This is a genomic window from Streptomyces sp. NPDC058872 (assembly GCF_042743065.1).
Taxonomy (GTDB): domain Bacteria; phylum Actinomycetota; class Actinomycetes; order Streptomycetales; family Streptomycetaceae; genus Streptomyces.
Genome location: NZ_JBHYMK010000019.1, coordinates 24,319 through 40,343, shown reverse-complemented (window position 1 = coordinate 40,343; position 16,025 = coordinate 24,319). Strand labels below are relative to the sequence as shown.

The 16,025-nt window shown below is 72.5% G+C and carries 13 protein-coding genes and 1 pseudogene; 5 read left to right on the top strand and 9 right to left on the bottom strand.

What is annotated here, in order from left to right; all coding sequences use genetic code 11:
- Positions 1–13 precede the first annotated feature (13 nt).
- The 5 genes from ACFW22_RS14785 to ACFW22_RS14765 all read right to left on the bottom strand — a co-directional run bounded on the left by ACFW22_RS14785 (position 14) and on the right by ACFW22_RS14765 (position 6,112).
- Positions 14–1,711 (bottom strand): nitrite/sulfite reductase, encoded by a 1,698-nt coding sequence (locus tag ACFW22_RS14785; RefSeq protein WP_386403326.1) that lies wholly within the window; start codon positions 1,709–1,711, stop codon positions 14–16.
- Between the two features lie 125 nt (positions 1,712–1,836).
- A complete protein-coding gene (locus ACFW22_RS14780; protein WP_351188065.1) occupies positions 1,837–1,920 on the bottom strand; it encodes a putative leader peptide in 84 nt (27 codons plus the stop codon).
- A 179-nt stretch (positions 1,921–2,099) separates the two neighbouring features.
- Complete coding sequence (locus ACFW22_RS14775; RefSeq protein WP_386403323.1) at positions 2,100–2,669, bottom strand: GNAT family N-acetyltransferase; 570 nt, start codon at positions 2,667–2,669, stop codon at positions 2,100–2,102.
- A 215-nt stretch (positions 2,670–2,884) separates the two neighbouring features.
- Positions 2,885–4,177: a GAF domain-containing protein gene (locus ACFW22_RS14770; protein ID WP_386403320.1), complete on the bottom strand. Its 1,293-nt coding sequence runs from the start codon at positions 4,175–4,177 to the stop codon at positions 2,885–2,887.
- A 297-nt stretch (positions 4,178–4,474) separates the two neighbouring features.
- Positions 4,475–6,112, bottom strand: coding sequence for an acyl-CoA dehydrogenase family protein (locus ACFW22_RS14765; RefSeq protein ID WP_386403317.1), 1,638 nt, complete (start codon positions 6,110–6,112; stop codon positions 4,475–4,477).
- Between the two features lie 17 nt (positions 6,113–6,129).
- On the opposite strand from ACFW22_RS14765, the gene ACFW22_RS14760 reads away from it, so the two are divergent.
- Both ACFW22_RS14760 and ACFW22_RS14755 read left to right on the top strand, forming a co-directional pair.
- Positions 6,130–7,254 (top strand): YihY/virulence factor BrkB family protein, encoded by a 1,125-nt coding sequence (locus tag ACFW22_RS14760; RefSeq protein WP_384873058.1) that lies wholly within the window; start codon positions 6,130–6,132, stop codon positions 7,252–7,254.
- A gap of 166 nt (positions 7,255–7,420) precedes the next feature.
- Entirely contained in the window at positions 7,421–7,990 is a 570-nt protein-coding gene (locus ACFW22_RS14755) for a hypothetical protein (protein WP_386403313.1), read from the top strand.
- 111 nt (positions 7,991–8,101) lie between these two features.
- Here ACFW22_RS14755 and ACFW22_RS14750 read toward each other — a convergent pair.
- Positions 8,102–8,240: pseudogene (locus ACFW22_RS14750) on the bottom strand (peptidoglycan-binding protein); the annotation flags it as partial.
- A 503-nt stretch (positions 8,241–8,743) separates the two neighbouring features.
- Here ACFW22_RS14750 and rsgA point away from each other — a divergent pair.
- Complete coding sequence (rsgA, locus tag ACFW22_RS14745; RefSeq protein WP_386403310.1) at positions 8,744–9,868, top strand: ribosome small subunit-dependent GTPase A; 1,125 nt, start codon at positions 8,744–8,746, stop codon at positions 9,866–9,868.
- An 82-nt stretch (positions 9,869–9,950) separates the two neighbouring features.
- Entirely contained in the window at positions 9,951–11,303 is a 1,353-nt protein-coding gene (locus ACFW22_RS14740; RefSeq protein WP_386403307.1) for a bifunctional transcriptional activator/DNA repair enzyme AdaA, read from the top strand.
- Here the strand turns inward: ACFW22_RS14740 and ACFW22_RS14735 are convergent.
- The 3 genes from ACFW22_RS14735 to ACFW22_RS14725 all read right to left on the bottom strand — a co-directional run bounded on the left by ACFW22_RS14735 (position 11,273) and on the right by ACFW22_RS14725 (position 13,458).
- Entirely contained in the window at positions 11,273–11,680 is a 408-nt protein-coding gene (locus tag ACFW22_RS14735; protein ID WP_386403304.1) for a PPOX class F420-dependent oxidoreductase, read from the bottom strand. The genes ACFW22_RS14740 and ACFW22_RS14735 overlap by 31 nt on opposite strands.
- Positions 11,681–11,781: 101 nt before the next feature.
- Positions 11,782–12,264 (bottom strand): DUF456 domain-containing protein, encoded by a 483-nt coding sequence (locus ACFW22_RS14730; RefSeq protein ID WP_386403301.1) that lies wholly within the window; start codon positions 12,262–12,264, stop codon positions 11,782–11,784.
- 210 nt (positions 12,265–12,474) lie between these two features.
- Positions 12,475–13,458: a helix-turn-helix domain-containing protein gene (locus tag ACFW22_RS14725; protein ID WP_386403298.1), complete on the bottom strand. Its 984-nt coding sequence runs from the start codon at positions 13,456–13,458 to the stop codon at positions 12,475–12,477.
- Between the two features lie 888 nt (positions 13,459–14,346).
- Between ACFW22_RS14725 and ACFW22_RS14720 the strand changes: the two genes are divergently transcribed.
- Positions 14,347–16,005, top strand: coding sequence for a protein phosphatase 2C domain-containing protein (locus ACFW22_RS14720; protein ID WP_386403295.1), 1,659 nt, complete (start codon positions 14,347–14,349; stop codon positions 16,003–16,005).
- Positions 16,006–16,025: the final 20 nt, after the last annotated feature.

The following is a 16,025-nucleotide window of genomic DNA, read 5'->3' as shown; positions in this document are numbered from 1 at the left end:
TTGTTCGTGGTGGTCACGACAGCGCCTCCTCGGAGGCGCGGGCCGCCCAGGTCGCGAACCGCTCGCCGTTCTCCCGCTCCGCCTGGAAGCGCTTGAGGACCCGCTCCACGTAGTCCGGGAGTTCGGCCGCCGTGACCTTGAGGCCCCGGACCTTGCGGCCGAAGCCGGCCTCCAGGCCGAGTGCGCCTCCCAGGTGCACCTGGTAGCCCTCGACGCGGTTGCCCGCGTCGTCCAGGACCAGCTGGCCCTTGAGGCCGATGTCCGCCACCTGGATCCGGGCGCAGGCGTTCGGGCAGCCGTTGATGTTGATCGTCAGCGGCTCGTCGAACTCCGGGATCCGGCGCTCCAGTTCGTCGATGAGCGAGGAACCGCGGCCCTTCGTCTCGACGATCGCGAGCTTGCAGAACTCGATGCCGGTGCAGGCCATCGTGCCGCGGCGGAAGGGCGAGGGGGTGACGCGCAGGTCCAGCGCCTCCAGGGCGGCGACGATCGACTCGACCTGCGCCTCTTCGACGTCGAGGACGAGCATCTTCTGCTCCGCGGTGGTGCGGACCCGGCCGGAGCCGTGCGCCTCGGCGATGCCGGCGATCTTCGTCAGGGTGGCGCCGTCGACGCGGCCGACGCGCGGGGCGAAGCCGACGTAGAAGCGGCCGTCCTTCTGGCGGTGGACGCCGACGTGGTCGCGCCAGCGGCCCGCGGGCTGCTCGGGGGCGGGGCCGTCGCTGAGCTTCCGCTTCAGGTACTCGTCCTCCAGGACCCGGCGGAACTTCTCCGGGCCCCAGTCGGCGACCAGGAACTTCAGGCGGGCGCGGTTGCGCAGCCGGCGGTAGCCGTAGTCGCGGAAGATGGAGATGACGCCCTCGTAGACGTCGGGCACCTCGTCCAGGGAGACCCAGGTGCCGAGGCGGACGCCGAGCTTCGGGTTGGTGGAGAGGCCGCCGCCGACCCACACGTCGAAGCCGGGGCCGTGCTCGGGGTGCTCCACGCCGACGAAGGCGATGTCGTTGATCTCGTGCGCCACGTCCAGGAGCGGCGAGCCGGAGACCGCGGACTTGAACTTGCGGGGCAGGTTGGAGAAGTCCTTGTTGCCGACGATCCGCCGGTAGATCTCCTCGATGGCGGGGGTGCCGTCGATGATCTCGTCCGCGGCGATGCCGGCCACGGGGGAACCGAGGACGACGCGCGGGGTGTCGCCGCAGGCCTCGGTGGTGGACAGGCCGACGGCCTCCAGCCGGTTCCAGATCTCGGGCACGTCCTCGATCCGGATCCAGTGGTACTGGACGTTCTGCCGGTCCGTGATGTCGGCGGTGCCGCGGGCGAACTCCTCGGAGATCTCGCCGATGACCCGCAGCTGTTCGGTGGTCAGCCGGCCGCCGTCGATGCGGACGCGGAGCATGAAGTACTCGTCGTCCAACTCCTCCGGCTCCAGGACCCCGGTCTTGGTGCCGTCCAGACCCTGCTTGCGCTGGGTGTAGAGGCCCCACCAGCGCATGCGCCCGCGCAGGTCGTTGGGGTCGATGGAGTCGAAGCCGCGCTTCGAATAGATCGTCTCAATACGTGTCCGCACATTGAGACCGTCGTCGTCCTTCTTGAACTGCTCATTGCCGTTCAGGGGGGTGAAGTGCCCCACGGCCCACTGGCCCTCGCCGCGGTGCCGCCCGGCCTTGCGGCGGGCGGTGGCGGGAGTGGGGTTTTCCGGGGTGGCGGCCATGGCGTTTTGTCCTTCGGGACTGCGAGAGGGCGGCTCTGACCTGCACACTCGCGCTCAGGTCAGAGGGTGGCGCGTCAGTGCGCAGCAGGGTGGGGCAGAAAGAGATTGCGGCGGTGCTGGTTCTCTCAGCGCGCCGAACAGATGGCGCTGGACATGCGGCCGAGGTCGACGTGCCGCCGACTCACCAAGGCAATTCCAGTTCCAGACATGACGGAAGCGTGTCACGGGACTTTGGACCCAGTCCAGCAACGTCCATAATGTGGACGTACTAGTCTCGCCCTGCGAGACGGTGTGCTCCAGGTCACGCACAAGGGGCCCTGCTCGGGCCCCTTGCTGTGGATCGGTGTGCGGCTCGGGCGTACGGCCGCATGTGGTGCGGACGTGCGGTTCAGGCGTGGGCGCCGGGCCAGGGGCCGGGGGTCTCGCTCTCCGCCACCTCTTCCACCGTGGTGTCGAAGAGGCGGAAACCGCGCCGCTCGTAGTTGGCCATGGCGTGCGGGCCGTCGAGCGAGCAGGTGTGCAGCCAGACCCGCTTCGTCGCCTCCCGCCCCGGCCAGCGTTCGGCCAGGTCCCAGGCGCGTGCGGCTCCGTAGGAGAGGAGGTGTCCCCCGATCCGCCGGCCCCGGAAGGCCGGGATCAGGCCGAAGTAGACGATCTCCACCACGCCGTCGTCCTGGGGGTCCAGCTCCACGTATCCGGCCGGCGTGCCCTTGTCGTACGCCACCCAGATCTCGGCCCCCGGCTTCTCCACGATCTCCTGCCACTGCTTGTACGTCAGCGAGAGCCGGTCGTTCCAGCGGATGTCGCCACCGACCGCCGTGTAGAGGAAGCGGCTGAACTCCGCCGAGGGCACCTCTGCGCGCCGGACGGCCACGTCGTCCCCCTCCGGCGGGGTGGCCGGACGGAGGTCGGACGGCGAGGTCTGTTCGAGGGACCAGGTGGTGAGAGTGATGCTCATGGGGTCATCGCATCATGCGGAGCGTCCAATTCCCAGGGCGGGGTGCAGCGCGAGAACCCTTCGGAGACGCCTGTCCACATGGTGGACAGGCCCGCTCCGTCCCCGAGGCGGCCCGGCCGGAGCCGCCGGTGCGCCCCGCATCCTCCTTGTCCCCGGCCCGTACCCCTCGGGACGTCCCGCTCCGCCCACCGGGAACCGCCGGTGCCCCCGGAGGCCTAACCCGGCACGGTTCCGGCCCGGACCGCCGGGGCCGTCGAATGGGGCAGCAGGTCCTCGGGGCGCTCCGGGCCCAGGACCTCCACCGCGATTTCTTCCCGGAAGCGGTACGGGCGGTGCGCCAGGACCCCCGCCAGGTTCCGCCGCACCCGGGACATCTCCGCCCGTACGGTCACCGTCCTCGTCCGGTCCCCGAAGACGTCCTCCGCCAACTCCGCCGCCGTCCGACCGTTCCGGTGCAGCGCCAGTGCGTAGAGCAGTTCGGCGTGCCGGGGGCTGAGCTCCTGTTGCCAACTGCCCGCCGCCCCCGAGACGGCCACCGTCCAGCGGCGCGGCCGGCTGAGGTCCAGCACCACCCGGCTCGCCGCCGCCTCCGGCCCTTCGGGAAGGTGCTCCTCCTCGACCCGCAGCAGCCAACCGCCCGGCAGCGGCTCCACCGCGCACACGCCGAGCGAGGGCAGCCAGACCCGGCCGGCCCGGAACGACTTGGGCAGCGGGACCCGCTCCGTCGGGGCGAGCCCCGTCACCGCCGCCGTCCAACCGTGCGGGTCCACCGCGATCGCCCGGCCGCCCACCCGACACAGGATCGGGGCGGCCACCGCCCGCAGCCGCTCGATCGACCGGTGGTGCCGCTCCCGCATCTCGGCCTCGGCGAGCCGGGCCACCGAGTCGACCAGCGCCAGCATCGCCGGGTGGAAGCTGGACGCGGGGCCGCTGACGTCCAGGATCCCCAGCAGTCGTTGGTCGCGCGGATCGTGCAGGGGGGCGGCGGCGCAGGTCCAACGGTGCAGGGCCTGCACATAGTGCTCGGCGGAGTGCACCCGCACCGCCCGGTCCATTGCGAGCGCGGTGCCGACCGCGTTCGTGCCGGTGGCGCGCTCGGTCCAGGCCGCGCCCTCCTCCAGACAGATGCCGTTCGCCTTCCGCAGGACCGAGAGGTTCCCCTGGCGCCACAGCACCCGGCCCTGCTCATCGGTGATCACCATGATCTGCAGGGAGGCGTCGGCGATGCCCGCGAGCCCCCCGCTGAGCGTCTGCATCACCTCGGAGAGCACCGTGTTCCTACGGCGCTCCTCCAGTTCCTCCCGCTGGAGCAGCACGGTGTCCGTGCCCTTGTCCGGGTCCAGGCCGAGCCTCGCCATGCGCTGCCAGGACGCGTTGATCACCGGGCGGGGCGCGATCGGCGGTCTCCGGCCCGCCAGGGTCTCTTCGCGCACCCGGTGCAGCAGCCGGTCGGCCCGGGCGGCGTCCATGGCGGCGAGCCGCCCCATGTCGAGCTGCGTGTTCTTCATCGGTCTCTCCCAGCCACCCGGGGTGCTGTATCGGTTCTGCATGGGGCAGATGCCCGGAGTGTCGGTGCCCATCGTGCCGTCCGCGACCGTCCGACGAAGCCCGGTTCGGGCAATCCTGCAACCCCTTGCAACTCTGGCGGCCGACCGACTCCCTGCGGGAGAGTGGGCAGAAGCGGCGGGTGGTGCCGTGTCGGCGCAGCACCACCCCCGCTTTTCCGCGCGTGCCGGCCCGATCGGTGCGACACACCCTTCGGGTCCACCCCTGGCACGCGCGGCCCCGCGCCCCCGGACGCCTCCTCAGACCTCTGCCCGAGCCCGCTCCACCAGGGACCGCAGGTCCAGGGTGTGCGGGAGCGTCCCGAGCGCCGCACCACCGTCCCCACCGAGCCGTGCCGCACAGAACGCGTCCGCAACCTCCGGCGGAGCCCACCGCACGAGCAGCGCGCCCTGGAGCACCAGCGCCAGCCGCTCCGTCAGCCGTCGGGCCCGCGCCTCGATGCCCTCCAGATCGGCCAGCTCGACGAGCACCCCCCGGATCGCCCGGTCCAGACGGTGGTCCGCGCCCCGCGCCGCCCCGACCTCCCGCAGCACCGCATCGAGTGCGGCGGGCTCGGTCCGCAGCGCCCGCACCACGTCCAGCGCCTGCACGTTCCCCGAGCCCTCCCAGACCGAGTTGAGCGGCGACTCCCGCAGCAGCCGGGGCATCCCCGACTCCTCCACGTAGCCGTTGCCCCCCAGGCACTCGAGCGCCTCCGCCACCACCGGAGTGCACCGCTTCGTCACCCAGTACTTCGCCGCCGGCACCGCGAGCCGCAACAGCGCCCGCTCCTCCTCCGTGCCGGCGTCGTACGCCGCTGCGAGCCGCAGCCCGAGCACGGTCGCCGCCTCCGATTCCAGCGCCAGATCGGCCAGTACGTTCCGCATCAGGGGCTTCTCGACGAGCAGCCCGCCGAAGGCGCTCCGGTGCGTGCAGTGGTGGACGGCCTGCGCCACCGCCTGCCGCATCAGCGCCGCCGAGCCGAGGACGCAGTCGAGCCGGGTCGCCGCCACCATGCCCATGATCGTCCCGATCCCGCGCCCCTCCTCGCCGATGCGACGGGCCCAGGTCGTGCCGTCGAACTCCACCTCCGCAGAAGCGTTCGACCGATTGCCCAACTTGTCCTTCAACCGTTGGATCGCGAAGGCGTTGCGCGAGCCGTCCGCGAGCACCCGGGGCACCAGGAAACAGGTGAGTCCCGCCGGAGCCTGTGCGAGGACCAGGAAGGCGTCCGACATCGGCGCCGAACAGAACCACTTGTGCCCGGCCAGGACGTACTCGCCGTCGACCGCCAGCGGACGGGCCTCCGTCCTGTTCGCCCGGACGTCGCTGCCGCCCTGCTTCTCCGTCATCGCCATGCCGAGCAGCACCCCGGGCTTCTCCGCCACCGGACGGAGCTCCCGCGCGTACACGTGGGAAACGGCCGCCGGCTCCCACACCGCCGCGAGCTCCGGCTCGGCGCGCAGCGCGGGCACCGCGGCGTGCGTCATCGACAGCGGACAGCCGTGCCCCGCCTCCGCCTGCGAAGCCACCAGGAAACCGGCCGCGCGCCGCACGTGCCCCCCCGGCCGGTCCCACGCATGGGTGAGCCCGGCCGCCACGGAACGGCCCAGGAGCCGGTGCCAGGCCGGATGGAACTCCACCTCGTCGATCCGCCGGCCGTACCGGTCGTGGGTCCGCAACCGGGGCGGGTTCTCGTTCGCCTGCTCGCCCCACTCCCGCAGCTGAGCCGATCCGGTCGCCCGTCCCAGCACCTCCAGTTCCTCGCGCACCTCGGGCAGGAGGTCCGGGTCGAGGTGCCGCTCGACCGCCTCGCTCAGCGCCCGGTCGCTCGTGAAGACGTCGTACCCGACCAGGGGCGGGACCTGATTGGTCACGGTGTGGGTGCTCGCTGCCATGCCGATACGGTAAGCAGGTGCAGGCAGCAAGAGAAACACCCGATCGGCCCGAGCGGCGCCCGTGGAGCAGGCTCCACCGCGCGCGCGTCCTCTACCGCAACGTCTCCAAGCGGAAGATGGGCTGGCTGCTGCTCAAGGACACCGTCAATTCGTGCATCGAGTACCGGATCCTCGGCCTCGCCGCCGAAGCGGCCTTCTTCACGCTGCTGTCCCTGCCGCCGCTGCTGCTCGGCCTCATCGCCCTCCTCGGGTACGCCGACGACTGGACCAACACGGACACCGTCGCCAGCATCCAGGAGAACATCCTCCACGCTGCCGGAACGGTCCTCTCCGACCGGGGCGTCCACGACATCGCCAAACCGCTCCTGGACGACGTCACCCAGGGCAAACGCCCCGAGCTCATCTCCCTCGGCTTCGCCATCGCCCTCTGGTCCGGATCACGGGCGGTGAACGTCTTCATCGACACCATCACCGTCATGTACGGGCTCGACGGCCACCGCGGCATCGTGAAGACCCGGCTCCTGGCCTTCCTCCTCTACATCGTGGCCCTCGTCATCGGTGCCGTCGTGCTGCCCCTCGCGGTCGTCGGTCCCGACCGCGTCGTCGAGCTCGTCCCCTGGGGCACCGAGCTCGTCGCCGTCCTCTACTGGCCCGCCGTCATCCTGCTGTCCGTCGCCTTCCTCACGACGCTCTACCACGTGTCCGTCCCCGTCAGGTCGCCCTGGATCGAGGACATCCCCGGCGCCCTCGTCGCGCTCGGCATGTGGGTGCTCGGCAGCTTCCTGTTGCGGATCTACCTCACCAGTCAGGTCGAGGGGCCGACCATCTACGGCTCGCTCGCCGCCCCCATCGCCGTTCTCCTCTGGATCGGCATCTCGGCCTTCGCGGTCCTCGTCGGCGCCGCCGTGAACGCGGCGATCGACCGCGTCTGGCCCTCCGTCGCCACGGCCGCCGCCCGCGAGGCCAACGAGCGGGCCCGCGCCGTCCAGGCCGCCGAACTGGTCGCCCGCGTGCGTGCCGAGGAGGAGGACGTCGACGAGGACGACCCGGACATGCCCTCCGAGTTTCCCGAGCGCTGGTCCAAGTTCCTCCCGCCGGACGACGTGAAGTCCCGCCTCCACTCGGGCTGGGACAAGGACTGAGGCACACGGCGGGTACAGGTCGAGGGCGCGCCCCGGCACCCGCGCGTCACCACCGGCCGGTTCCCTTCTTCACCCCCGCGTTGTCCGGTCCGCAAGCTCCTCCTGGTCCACCTCCGGACCCGCCACCCTCAGCCTCCGATCACCTGACGCCCCCCGGGGAGACCTCATGCCGCTGCCGACGCGCCCCGTTCGGCCGCTCGCCCTGCCCGTCACACTGCTCCTGGCCACCGCCCTGATGGCCGCCGGCCTGACCGGCTGCTCCGTGCTGTCCCCGTTCAACACATGTGACGACACGGCAGCGCGGCTGAAGGACCTGCGCTCTCAGCCGATCCTGAACTCCACCCCCGAAGGGGCGACCGCCCCGGTGGGGCTCGACTCGGTCGACTCGCGCTGCATCGACGACACCGGCGACGCCTGGCTGTACGCCGCCCGCGTCTACGCCTTTCCCGGCTCCCCGCAGGAGGTCGTGGATTTCTACCGCACCGCCGCCAAGGCGGACGGTTGGCACCTCCAGCACGACCCCTCAGACTCGAGCACCCCCGAAACAACGGCGGGACTGTGCTTCACCAAGGGCGGGGACGGCGAAGCCCTCCTGCTGACCGTGCAGTTCACCAGGGCCAGCGACCTGGAGTTCGCGTACGACTACGACGCCGGGCCGGAGTTCGATGCGGGCTCCGGATTCGAGATAGAGGTCGGATCCGAGACGGACGGGGCGAGAACCGGCTGCTTCGACTGACGCCCTCGGTCTTCACGGACAGGCGGGAGGGCGGACCGCAGCCTGCCCTGCCCCGAGGTGCCGGCGACGGGGGCAGGCAGGCTCGAATCGTGCCGCTCCGGAGGCTGCTGGTCAGCCGGTGACGGCGACCGGGGCGTCCCAGGCGTCGCGGGTCGAGGGTGATGGTGCAGCTGTCGCGGGTCTCCCTGCGGTTGGCCTTGCGCTGGTGGCCTCGGCTGTGGTCGGTGTACGGCTTCGGGTCCCAGGGCCAGTACGACCGCGACGGCCGTCTCCGCCAGCGCTGCGTAGCGGCCTTTTCCGGACAGCCGGTGCTTTGGCATTTCCCTACCCCGTCCGGCATGTCCGGCTCCTGTCTCCGGAGCCGGTTCCACACCTATCCGGAGGTGGCGCGCCCACAGCGGCTTCCGGTTCGGCGCCGTGTAGGTCAGGCCCTGTCGGAGGAGCCGGGATGTGAGGCCGGTTCGTCTGCTGCACGTGTCGGGCGGGTGAGGTCTCGGATTTAATCGGTGGTGCCCTGCCCCGGGGCGGGGCTATGGTTCTGTTCGTTCCGAGGCGCGACCATGTCGCCACCCGGGGAACGGTGTCGGTTCGTTGAGGAAAGACCGGAGGTGAGGACAGTGATGACTGTCACGGTGACGGGCTCTGCCCGCATTCAGGAGTTCATCGTTCGCACCCCCGTGGCCTCCGGCTGACACCCACTCGATCCGCGCGCTCGGAGCGCGCCGCCGGGGCCACCCTTCGAAGGGTTTCCCCTTGTTCCACGCTTCGTTCCGTCCGTCTTCTGTTTCCGACGGCCGTCACCCGCTCGCTCCCTACGGTTGGGACGAGCGCTGGGCCGCCGACTTCGAGCCGTACGCCGGCCGGGGTCTCCTTCCCGGTCGGGTCGTACGGGTCGACCGCGGTCAGTGCGACGTCGCCACCGTCGAGGGCCTGGTCCGTGCCGACACGTCCTTCGTGACCCCGCACGATCCGCTGCGGGTCGTCTGCACCGGAGACTGGGCCGCCGTCGATCCGGTCGATGCCGGCGATCCCCGCTACGTCCGGGCCTGTCTGCCGCGCCGTACGGCCTTCGCGCGTTCCACCTCCTCCAAGCGCTCCGAGGGCCAGGTCCTCGCCGCCAACGTCGACCACGCCGTCATCACGGTCTCCCTGGCCGTCGAGCTCGACCTCGGCCGGATCGAACGCTTCCTCGCCCTGGCCTGGGAGTCCGGGGCCCAGCCGACCGTCGTCCTGAGCAAGGCCGACCTGGTGCCCGACCCGGTCGGACTCTCCTACCTCGTCGAGGACGTGGAGACGGTCGCGCCAGGCGTGCAGGTGTTGCCCGTCAGTTGCACCACCGGTGAAGGGCTCGACGTGCTGGCCGCGACGATCGCGGGGGGCACGACCGTGCTCCTCGGAGTCTCCGGTGCGGGCAAGTCGACCCTGGCCAACACGCTCGTCGGCGAGGAGATCATGACCGTGCAGGCGGCCCGTGACGTCGACGGCAAGGGTCGTCACACGACGACCACCCGCAACCTCTTCGTCCTTCCCGGCGGGGGCGTCCTCATCGACACCCCCGGGCTGCGCGGGGTCGGTCTCTGGGACGCCGAAACCGGTGTCGGCCAGGTCTTCTCCGAGATCGAGGAGCTGGCGGGGGACTGCCGCTTCCACGACTGCGCGCACGACGCGGAGCCGGGTTGCGCGGTGACGGCGGCGATCGAGGAGGGGGCGCTGCCCGCGCGCCGCCTGGAGAGCTACCGCAAGCTGATCCGGGAGAACCGCCGGATCGTGGCCAAGACCGACGCCCGGGTGCGCTCCGAAATGCTCAAGGAGTGGAAGCGGATCGGCGCGGGGGGACGTGCGGCCATGGAGTTCAAGCGGCAGGGCCGGATCCGCTAGCGCCGAGGCCGCGTACCCACCCGCAGCGCGATGTCCGAAAACCGCGAGGCGGGTGGGTGCGGTGCCCCGCACACTGGGAGCCATGAGGGACGACGACACCCGCTACGAGGCGGTCAGCAGCAGGGACGCGCGGTTCGACGGAGAGTTCTTCTTCGCCGTCCGGACCACAGGCATCTACTGCCGCCCCAGTTGCCCCGCCGTCACCCCGAAGCGGCAGAACGTGTCGTTCTACCCCACCGCAGCAGCCGCCCAGGGGCATGGCTTCCGCGCCTGTCGCCGCTGTCGGCCGGACGCCGTGCCCGGCTCGGCCGAGTGGAACGCACGGGCCGATGTCGTCGGGCGCGCCGTGCGGATGATCGGCGACGGCGTCGTCGACCGCGAGGGCGTGCCCGGACTCGCCGGGCGCCTCGGCTACAGCACCCGGCAGGTCCAGCGCCAGCTCACCGCCGAACTGGGGGCCGGGCCCGTCGCGCTCGCCCGTGCCCAGCGGGCACACACCGCGCGCCTGCTGCTGCAGACCACCGGGCTGCCCGTCACCGAGATCGCCTTCGCCGCGGGCTTCGCCAGCGTCCGCCAGTTCAACGAGACGATGCGCACCGTCTACGCCCGCACTCCCACGGCCCTGCGGGCGGAGGCGGGCAGCGGTGCGGGACCCCGCACCGCGCTCGCCGCCGGCGTGCCGCTACGGCTGGCCCACCGGGGGCCGTACGCCGCCGGGGAGGTCTTCGACCTGCTCGCCGCCGAGGCCGTGCCCCGGGTGGAGGAAGTCGTCGGCGCGCCCGGCACCCGCACCTACCGGCGTACGCTCCGCCTCCCGTACGGCACCGGTGTCGTCTCCGTCGACGAGCGCTCCGCCGGCCGCTGGCTGGAGGCCCGCATCCACCTCACCGAACTGCGCGACCTCGCCACCGCGGTGCACCGGCTGCGTCGCCTCTTCGACCTGGACGCCGATCCGTACGCGGTCGCCGAGCGCCTCGGTGCCGCCCCCGGGTTCGCCGCCGAGGTGGCCGCCCGGCCCGGGGTCCGCTCTCCGGGCACGGCCGAGCCCGAGGAGTTCGCCCTGCGGATCGTCCTCGGCGCCGAAGAGGCGGCCCGGGTCGTCGAGCGGCACGGCACCCCGCTGGCCGTCGCCTGCGGTGACCTCACCCATGTCTTTCCCGAACCGGCCGCCCTCAGCGACCACCCCGTTGCGGGACCGTTGGCCCGGGCCCTCGTCGACGGATCCGTACGCCTCGACCCCGGTGCGGACCGCGAAGAAGCCGCGCGTGCCCTGGCCGCCGTTCCCGGGGTGACCGCCGGGACCGTCGCCCTGATCAGGATGCGGGCCCTCGGCGACCCGGACGTGCCGCTGGTGGCCGGGGCCGGGGGCGAGGAGTGTCGGCCGTGGCGCTCGTACGCGGCGTGCTACCTGGGCGCGGCCCCCTGGGGGGCGTAGCCCTCCAGGCCCCAACTGTGGATCCGGCGCGGGCGGATCCGGATCACCTCCTCGCTGAAGTGCGGGCCCAGCCCGTGGGGACCCACGAGGAGCTCCGCCTCACCGCGGATCTCCACGCCCCGCACGCGCCAGGGGCGGGTGCTCAGGAGGTCGTCGACCACCAGTGCCACCTTCGGGTTCTGCTGCAGGTTGCGCCACTTCTTCGTCCGGCCCATCGCGCTGCCGCCCACCAGGACCGTGCCGTCGTCCTGCGGGAAGAAGACCACGGGGTTGGCCTGCGGCTGGCCGGACGGGTCGACGGTCGCCATCCGGCCGAGCCGCCGTCCGTCCGTGAGGTAGGCGCGTTCGGTCTCGTCGAAGCCCTGGAAATCCCTCATGCGTCCAGGATCACGCAGATCGACTCCGGACGAACCGGTGCCGAGGCGGACCGGTGATGAGGTGAACCGGTGCCGAGGCGGACCGGTGGGAGGGGGCGGGCTCAGCCCCAGATCACCGCGCCCGCCCAGGCGCCCACGACCAGCAGACAGGCGAACAGCTCGACGAGCACGCTGGTGCCCGCCGCCCGCATCACCGCCCGGGTCGCCGCCCCGGCCTGGCCGTGGCCCCCGAGGCGGAGCCGCTCCGAGAGGTAGACCCCGCCGACGAAGCCGGGGATCGCGCCGAGCACCGGAATCAGCACGAAGCCCAGGAGGGCGCCGACCCCGGCGTACGCCACCATCCGCCGGGTGATGCCGACCCCCCGCAAACGGCGTGGCGGCAGCTGCCAGACCACCACCTGGGTGAGGAGGAGCAGACCGGTCGAGGAGGCCAACAGGATCCAGGCGAGGTCCGTGCGTTCGTGCAGCGACCACCAGAGCATCGCGGCCCACACCAGCCACGTCCCCGGCACGCCGGGCGCCAGCACCCCGAACAGGCCGAGCAGCATCACTGTCGCGACCATCAGGAGCTGCCACACACCCACGCAACCCAGCCTGCACGACGCCACCGGTCCCCGCAGGTCGCGCAGGGCGTACGGGGTACGGGGTACGGGGCCGGCACCCGCCCTCCCGGCCCGGGACTGACGACCTCGGGGGCACGGTCGACGTCCGGGGCGCCCGGAGGCCCGCCCCGAAGCGCCTCCCGCCCGGCCGGGCGACCGCACCCCTTCGAAGCGCCGGTCCCGTGCCCGGGCTCAGTCGCGGGCGACCCAGCCCTTCTCGTAGGCGTGCCAACCCAGCTGCAGCCGGGTCGTGACCCCCGTCAACTCCATCAGTCCCTTGACCCGCCGCTGTACCGTCCGCAGCCCCAGGTCCAGCTGCTTCGCCACGCTGGCGTCCGTCATGCCGGCCAGGAGCAGCGACAGGATCTCCAGGTCCATCACGTCCGGGCCCGGGGCCTCGTCCTCGGTGATCTGCGCACCCGCGCCGAGCCGTAGCGGCAGGGCCTCCCGCCACACCGATTCGAACAGGCCCGTCAGGGATTCCAGGAGCCCGCTCGCGTGCACGACGATCGCCGAGGGTTCTGCGCCCCGCCCGGTCAGCGGCACCATGGCCAGGGACCGGTCGGCGATGACGAGCTTGGTGGGAACGCGGTCCGCGACCCGGACCCTCTCCTCCCGGCCCAGTGCCGCCGAGAGTTCGAGGAGCCCCGACGGCAGGGTGAGCACCTCGCGCTCGATCACCACCCGGTAGCGCACTCCGCGCCCGGCCGCTTGTTCCTCGGCGTCGTTCTCCAGGCCGGAGACGGCGATCGGCTTGCCCGTCACGAGCGCACACACCTCTTCCTGCGCGCCCAGTTGGAGCTGGAGGAAGCGGTGGGTCACCGCGCTGGTGCCCGTCACCACCTCCACCAGGTCGTGCACGGCCGCTTCCGTCGCCTCCGCCCGGTACTCCTCGGCGAGCAGCGCTGCAGCCAGCTCGGCCTGCTCCAGTTCGTGGCGCTGTTGGGTCAGGAGCGCGCCGAGCGCCACTCCCGGCGGGGCCGCCACCCAACGGCCGGTGCAGGCCGAGGACTGGGCGGCGAGCCCCTGCGCCTCAAGGCGGCGCAGCGCCCGCTCGGTGTCCTGCTCGGGCAGGGCGAGCCGGTGCGCGAGGTCGGAGACCTCGGCCGCGCCCAGCGCGACCAGGGCGCGGTACGCAGACTCCTGGAGCTCGTCCAGTCCTATTGCTCCCAGCATCGATGCCCCACCCCTCGCCCCACCCCGGTGCGCCGTCCCCGGGCCTTCTGGGGACGGCCCACCGGAGCCATTCGTTCCGTTGGTGACCTGGCGGGAAACGGCCACGGCGCATTCCCGCCTCCTTCATCATCCCTGTACCTCCCTCACCTCTGCCAATGTGGCGCCACCGCAGCACCAACAACCTCCGCGGAAGGGTGTATTGCGCCTTTCTTCCGAATTCAGATGGGGAGAGCGATGCATCCGATGTCGCGTACGGTCCGGGGGGTGGCCGTCGCCCCCGTCGTCACCACGGCGTCCCCGAGGTCCCTGCCGAAGCCGGGAGGGGCACGCTGGAACAGGACTCCACGAAGAACCGCAGCAGGGTGTGGGCCCGCTCCGCGTCCGTCAATTCGGTGGGGAAAACCACCTCACGGCGTGATGGCAAGGTCTATTCTCGGGACATCCCGATTCCCTTCCTCCGGTACGACCTTCCGGAGGGCGGATGCAAGACCCTCGCCGCTACCGACGGCCAGCACATCGGCCTGACCGCGACGGGACACGCGGGCCACACCCCCGCGGCGCTCGCCTCGGCGAAGCTCTCGTCCCCCTACGACGGAGGCGCGAGCCGGCCCGAAGCGCAGGTCCCCCAGCAGGACGACGGCTGGACCGCCACCGCGAACCGTGCGGATGTGACGGGCGAGCAGGTCACTCCGGGGGGCCGAACCGACGGACGCGCACGGCAACTCCGTCACCCAGACCGTGGTCCGCGCTGACGACGTGCGTTGACCACGCCGGTCCGCCGGGCGTCCTTCCCGTGGGGGGTGGGGTCGTCCGGCGGACCACCCGTTTGCAGCAGCGCTTTTCCCGATGTCCCGGTTTCCGGCGCTGTGCGCGGTGGACAATAAGGGCATGACTCAGCAGGGGGACAGCTGGTGGGACAAGCTCTACGACGCGTCGGCGCCGGACACGGCCCCGACGGCCTCGGGCGACACGCTCGACGACCACTTCGACAGCGCGACCCGCGCCACCGTCGGACCGCCGGTCGGACTGCCGGCCCGGACGCCCGGCGAGAGCCCTGCGGCGGGTCCGGTCCGGGATCCCGAACCGCCCCGTGACCCCAGGGTCACACGGCTCCCCGACCGTGAAGCCGACCGAGAACCCGCCCCGGATCCGGGGCCGCCACCTCCGCCGTCCACCCCACCACCACCCGCCCCATCGCCGTCCGCTCCGCCGGCGCCGGCTGCCGACCAGCTTCCGCCCGCACCCCTCTCCCCGCCCGTGCCCCCGCCCGTCCCCCCACCATCTGCCGTCTCGCCGGTCGTGCTGGGGAAGGCGCCCTGGGAAGCACCCGACGCGGGTCCGCGCACGTTCCCCGGAGCCCCACCGCCGACGGTCGGGCCACCCACGGTCCAGGTGTCGGGGCTTCCGGCGGTCGACGAGGAACCGGAGACCGACACCGGGCCCGACACCGGGCCCGACACCGGGCCCGACACCGGGCCCGACACCGGGCCCGACACCGGTCCCGCCGCCGGGGCGGTCGTGTCCGTGCCCCGGCCGAGAACCGGCTTCGTCGGCAGCAGACCGCCCACGTACGAGGCCGAACCCACCGCCCTACCGGTTGCCCGCCCCGGCGAACTCGCCCAGCTGGTCGCCGACACCGTCCTCGACGGCGCCCGCTACGGCACCTGCACCCTGCGGGCCGCATCCGTGCGGGGAGACTCAGCCCGCTACCGGGGCGAACCCCGCCGCGACGCCCTCCTCACCGCCCGCTTCGGGCACGACGAGACCGCACTCGTCCTGGTGGCCGTCGCAGCTGGTTCCCGCGCCGCCGAAAACGCCCACCTCGCTGCCGCCGACGCTTGCCACTGGATCGCCGAGGCCGTCGGTCGCAGCCATGCCCGGCTCTCCGAGGACATCAGGTCCGGCCGCCGCGGCGACCTCAAGTCGGGACTGCACCGGCTCACCGACCGCACGTGCGGCAAGCTGCGGGCCCGCGCCGTCGAACGGGGCCTCGCCCCCGACGAGTACGCCGCGACCCTCCGGTGCCTCCTCGTCCCGGCCGATCCCGAGTGCCGCACCCGGGTCTTCTTCGGTACCGGCGGAGGGGGGCTCTTCCGGCTCCGCGACGGTTCCTGGCAGGACCTCGACCCGCTGCTTCCCGAACCGATCGCCGCCACCGCCCCTGCCAGCGCCCCCGCCAGCGGCGCCCCCGCCCCCGCCCCGGTCCTCGGCTCCCCGTCGACCGGCCCGGAGGCGACCCGGGACGGCGACCGGCTCACCGTGGACCTCGACATCGCCACCGCGCCACCGCTCGTCGAGGAGCCCGTGCCGCCGCCCGCCGAGCCGTTCCGCTTCCGGGCCTCGGTCGCCCGGCCGGGCGACACCCTGCTCCTCGCCTCTCCCGGACTCGCCGATCCGATGCGCGGCGAACCGGCCCTCGCCCAGGAGCTCGCCACCCGTTGGGCCGGTGTCGAGCCACCGGGCCTCGCCGCCTTCCTCGCCGACACCCAACTGAGGGTGACGGGGTACGCCGACGACCGCACGGGGGTGGCCGTCTGGGAGGCGTGATCCGCCGGGCCGTGTGTTGA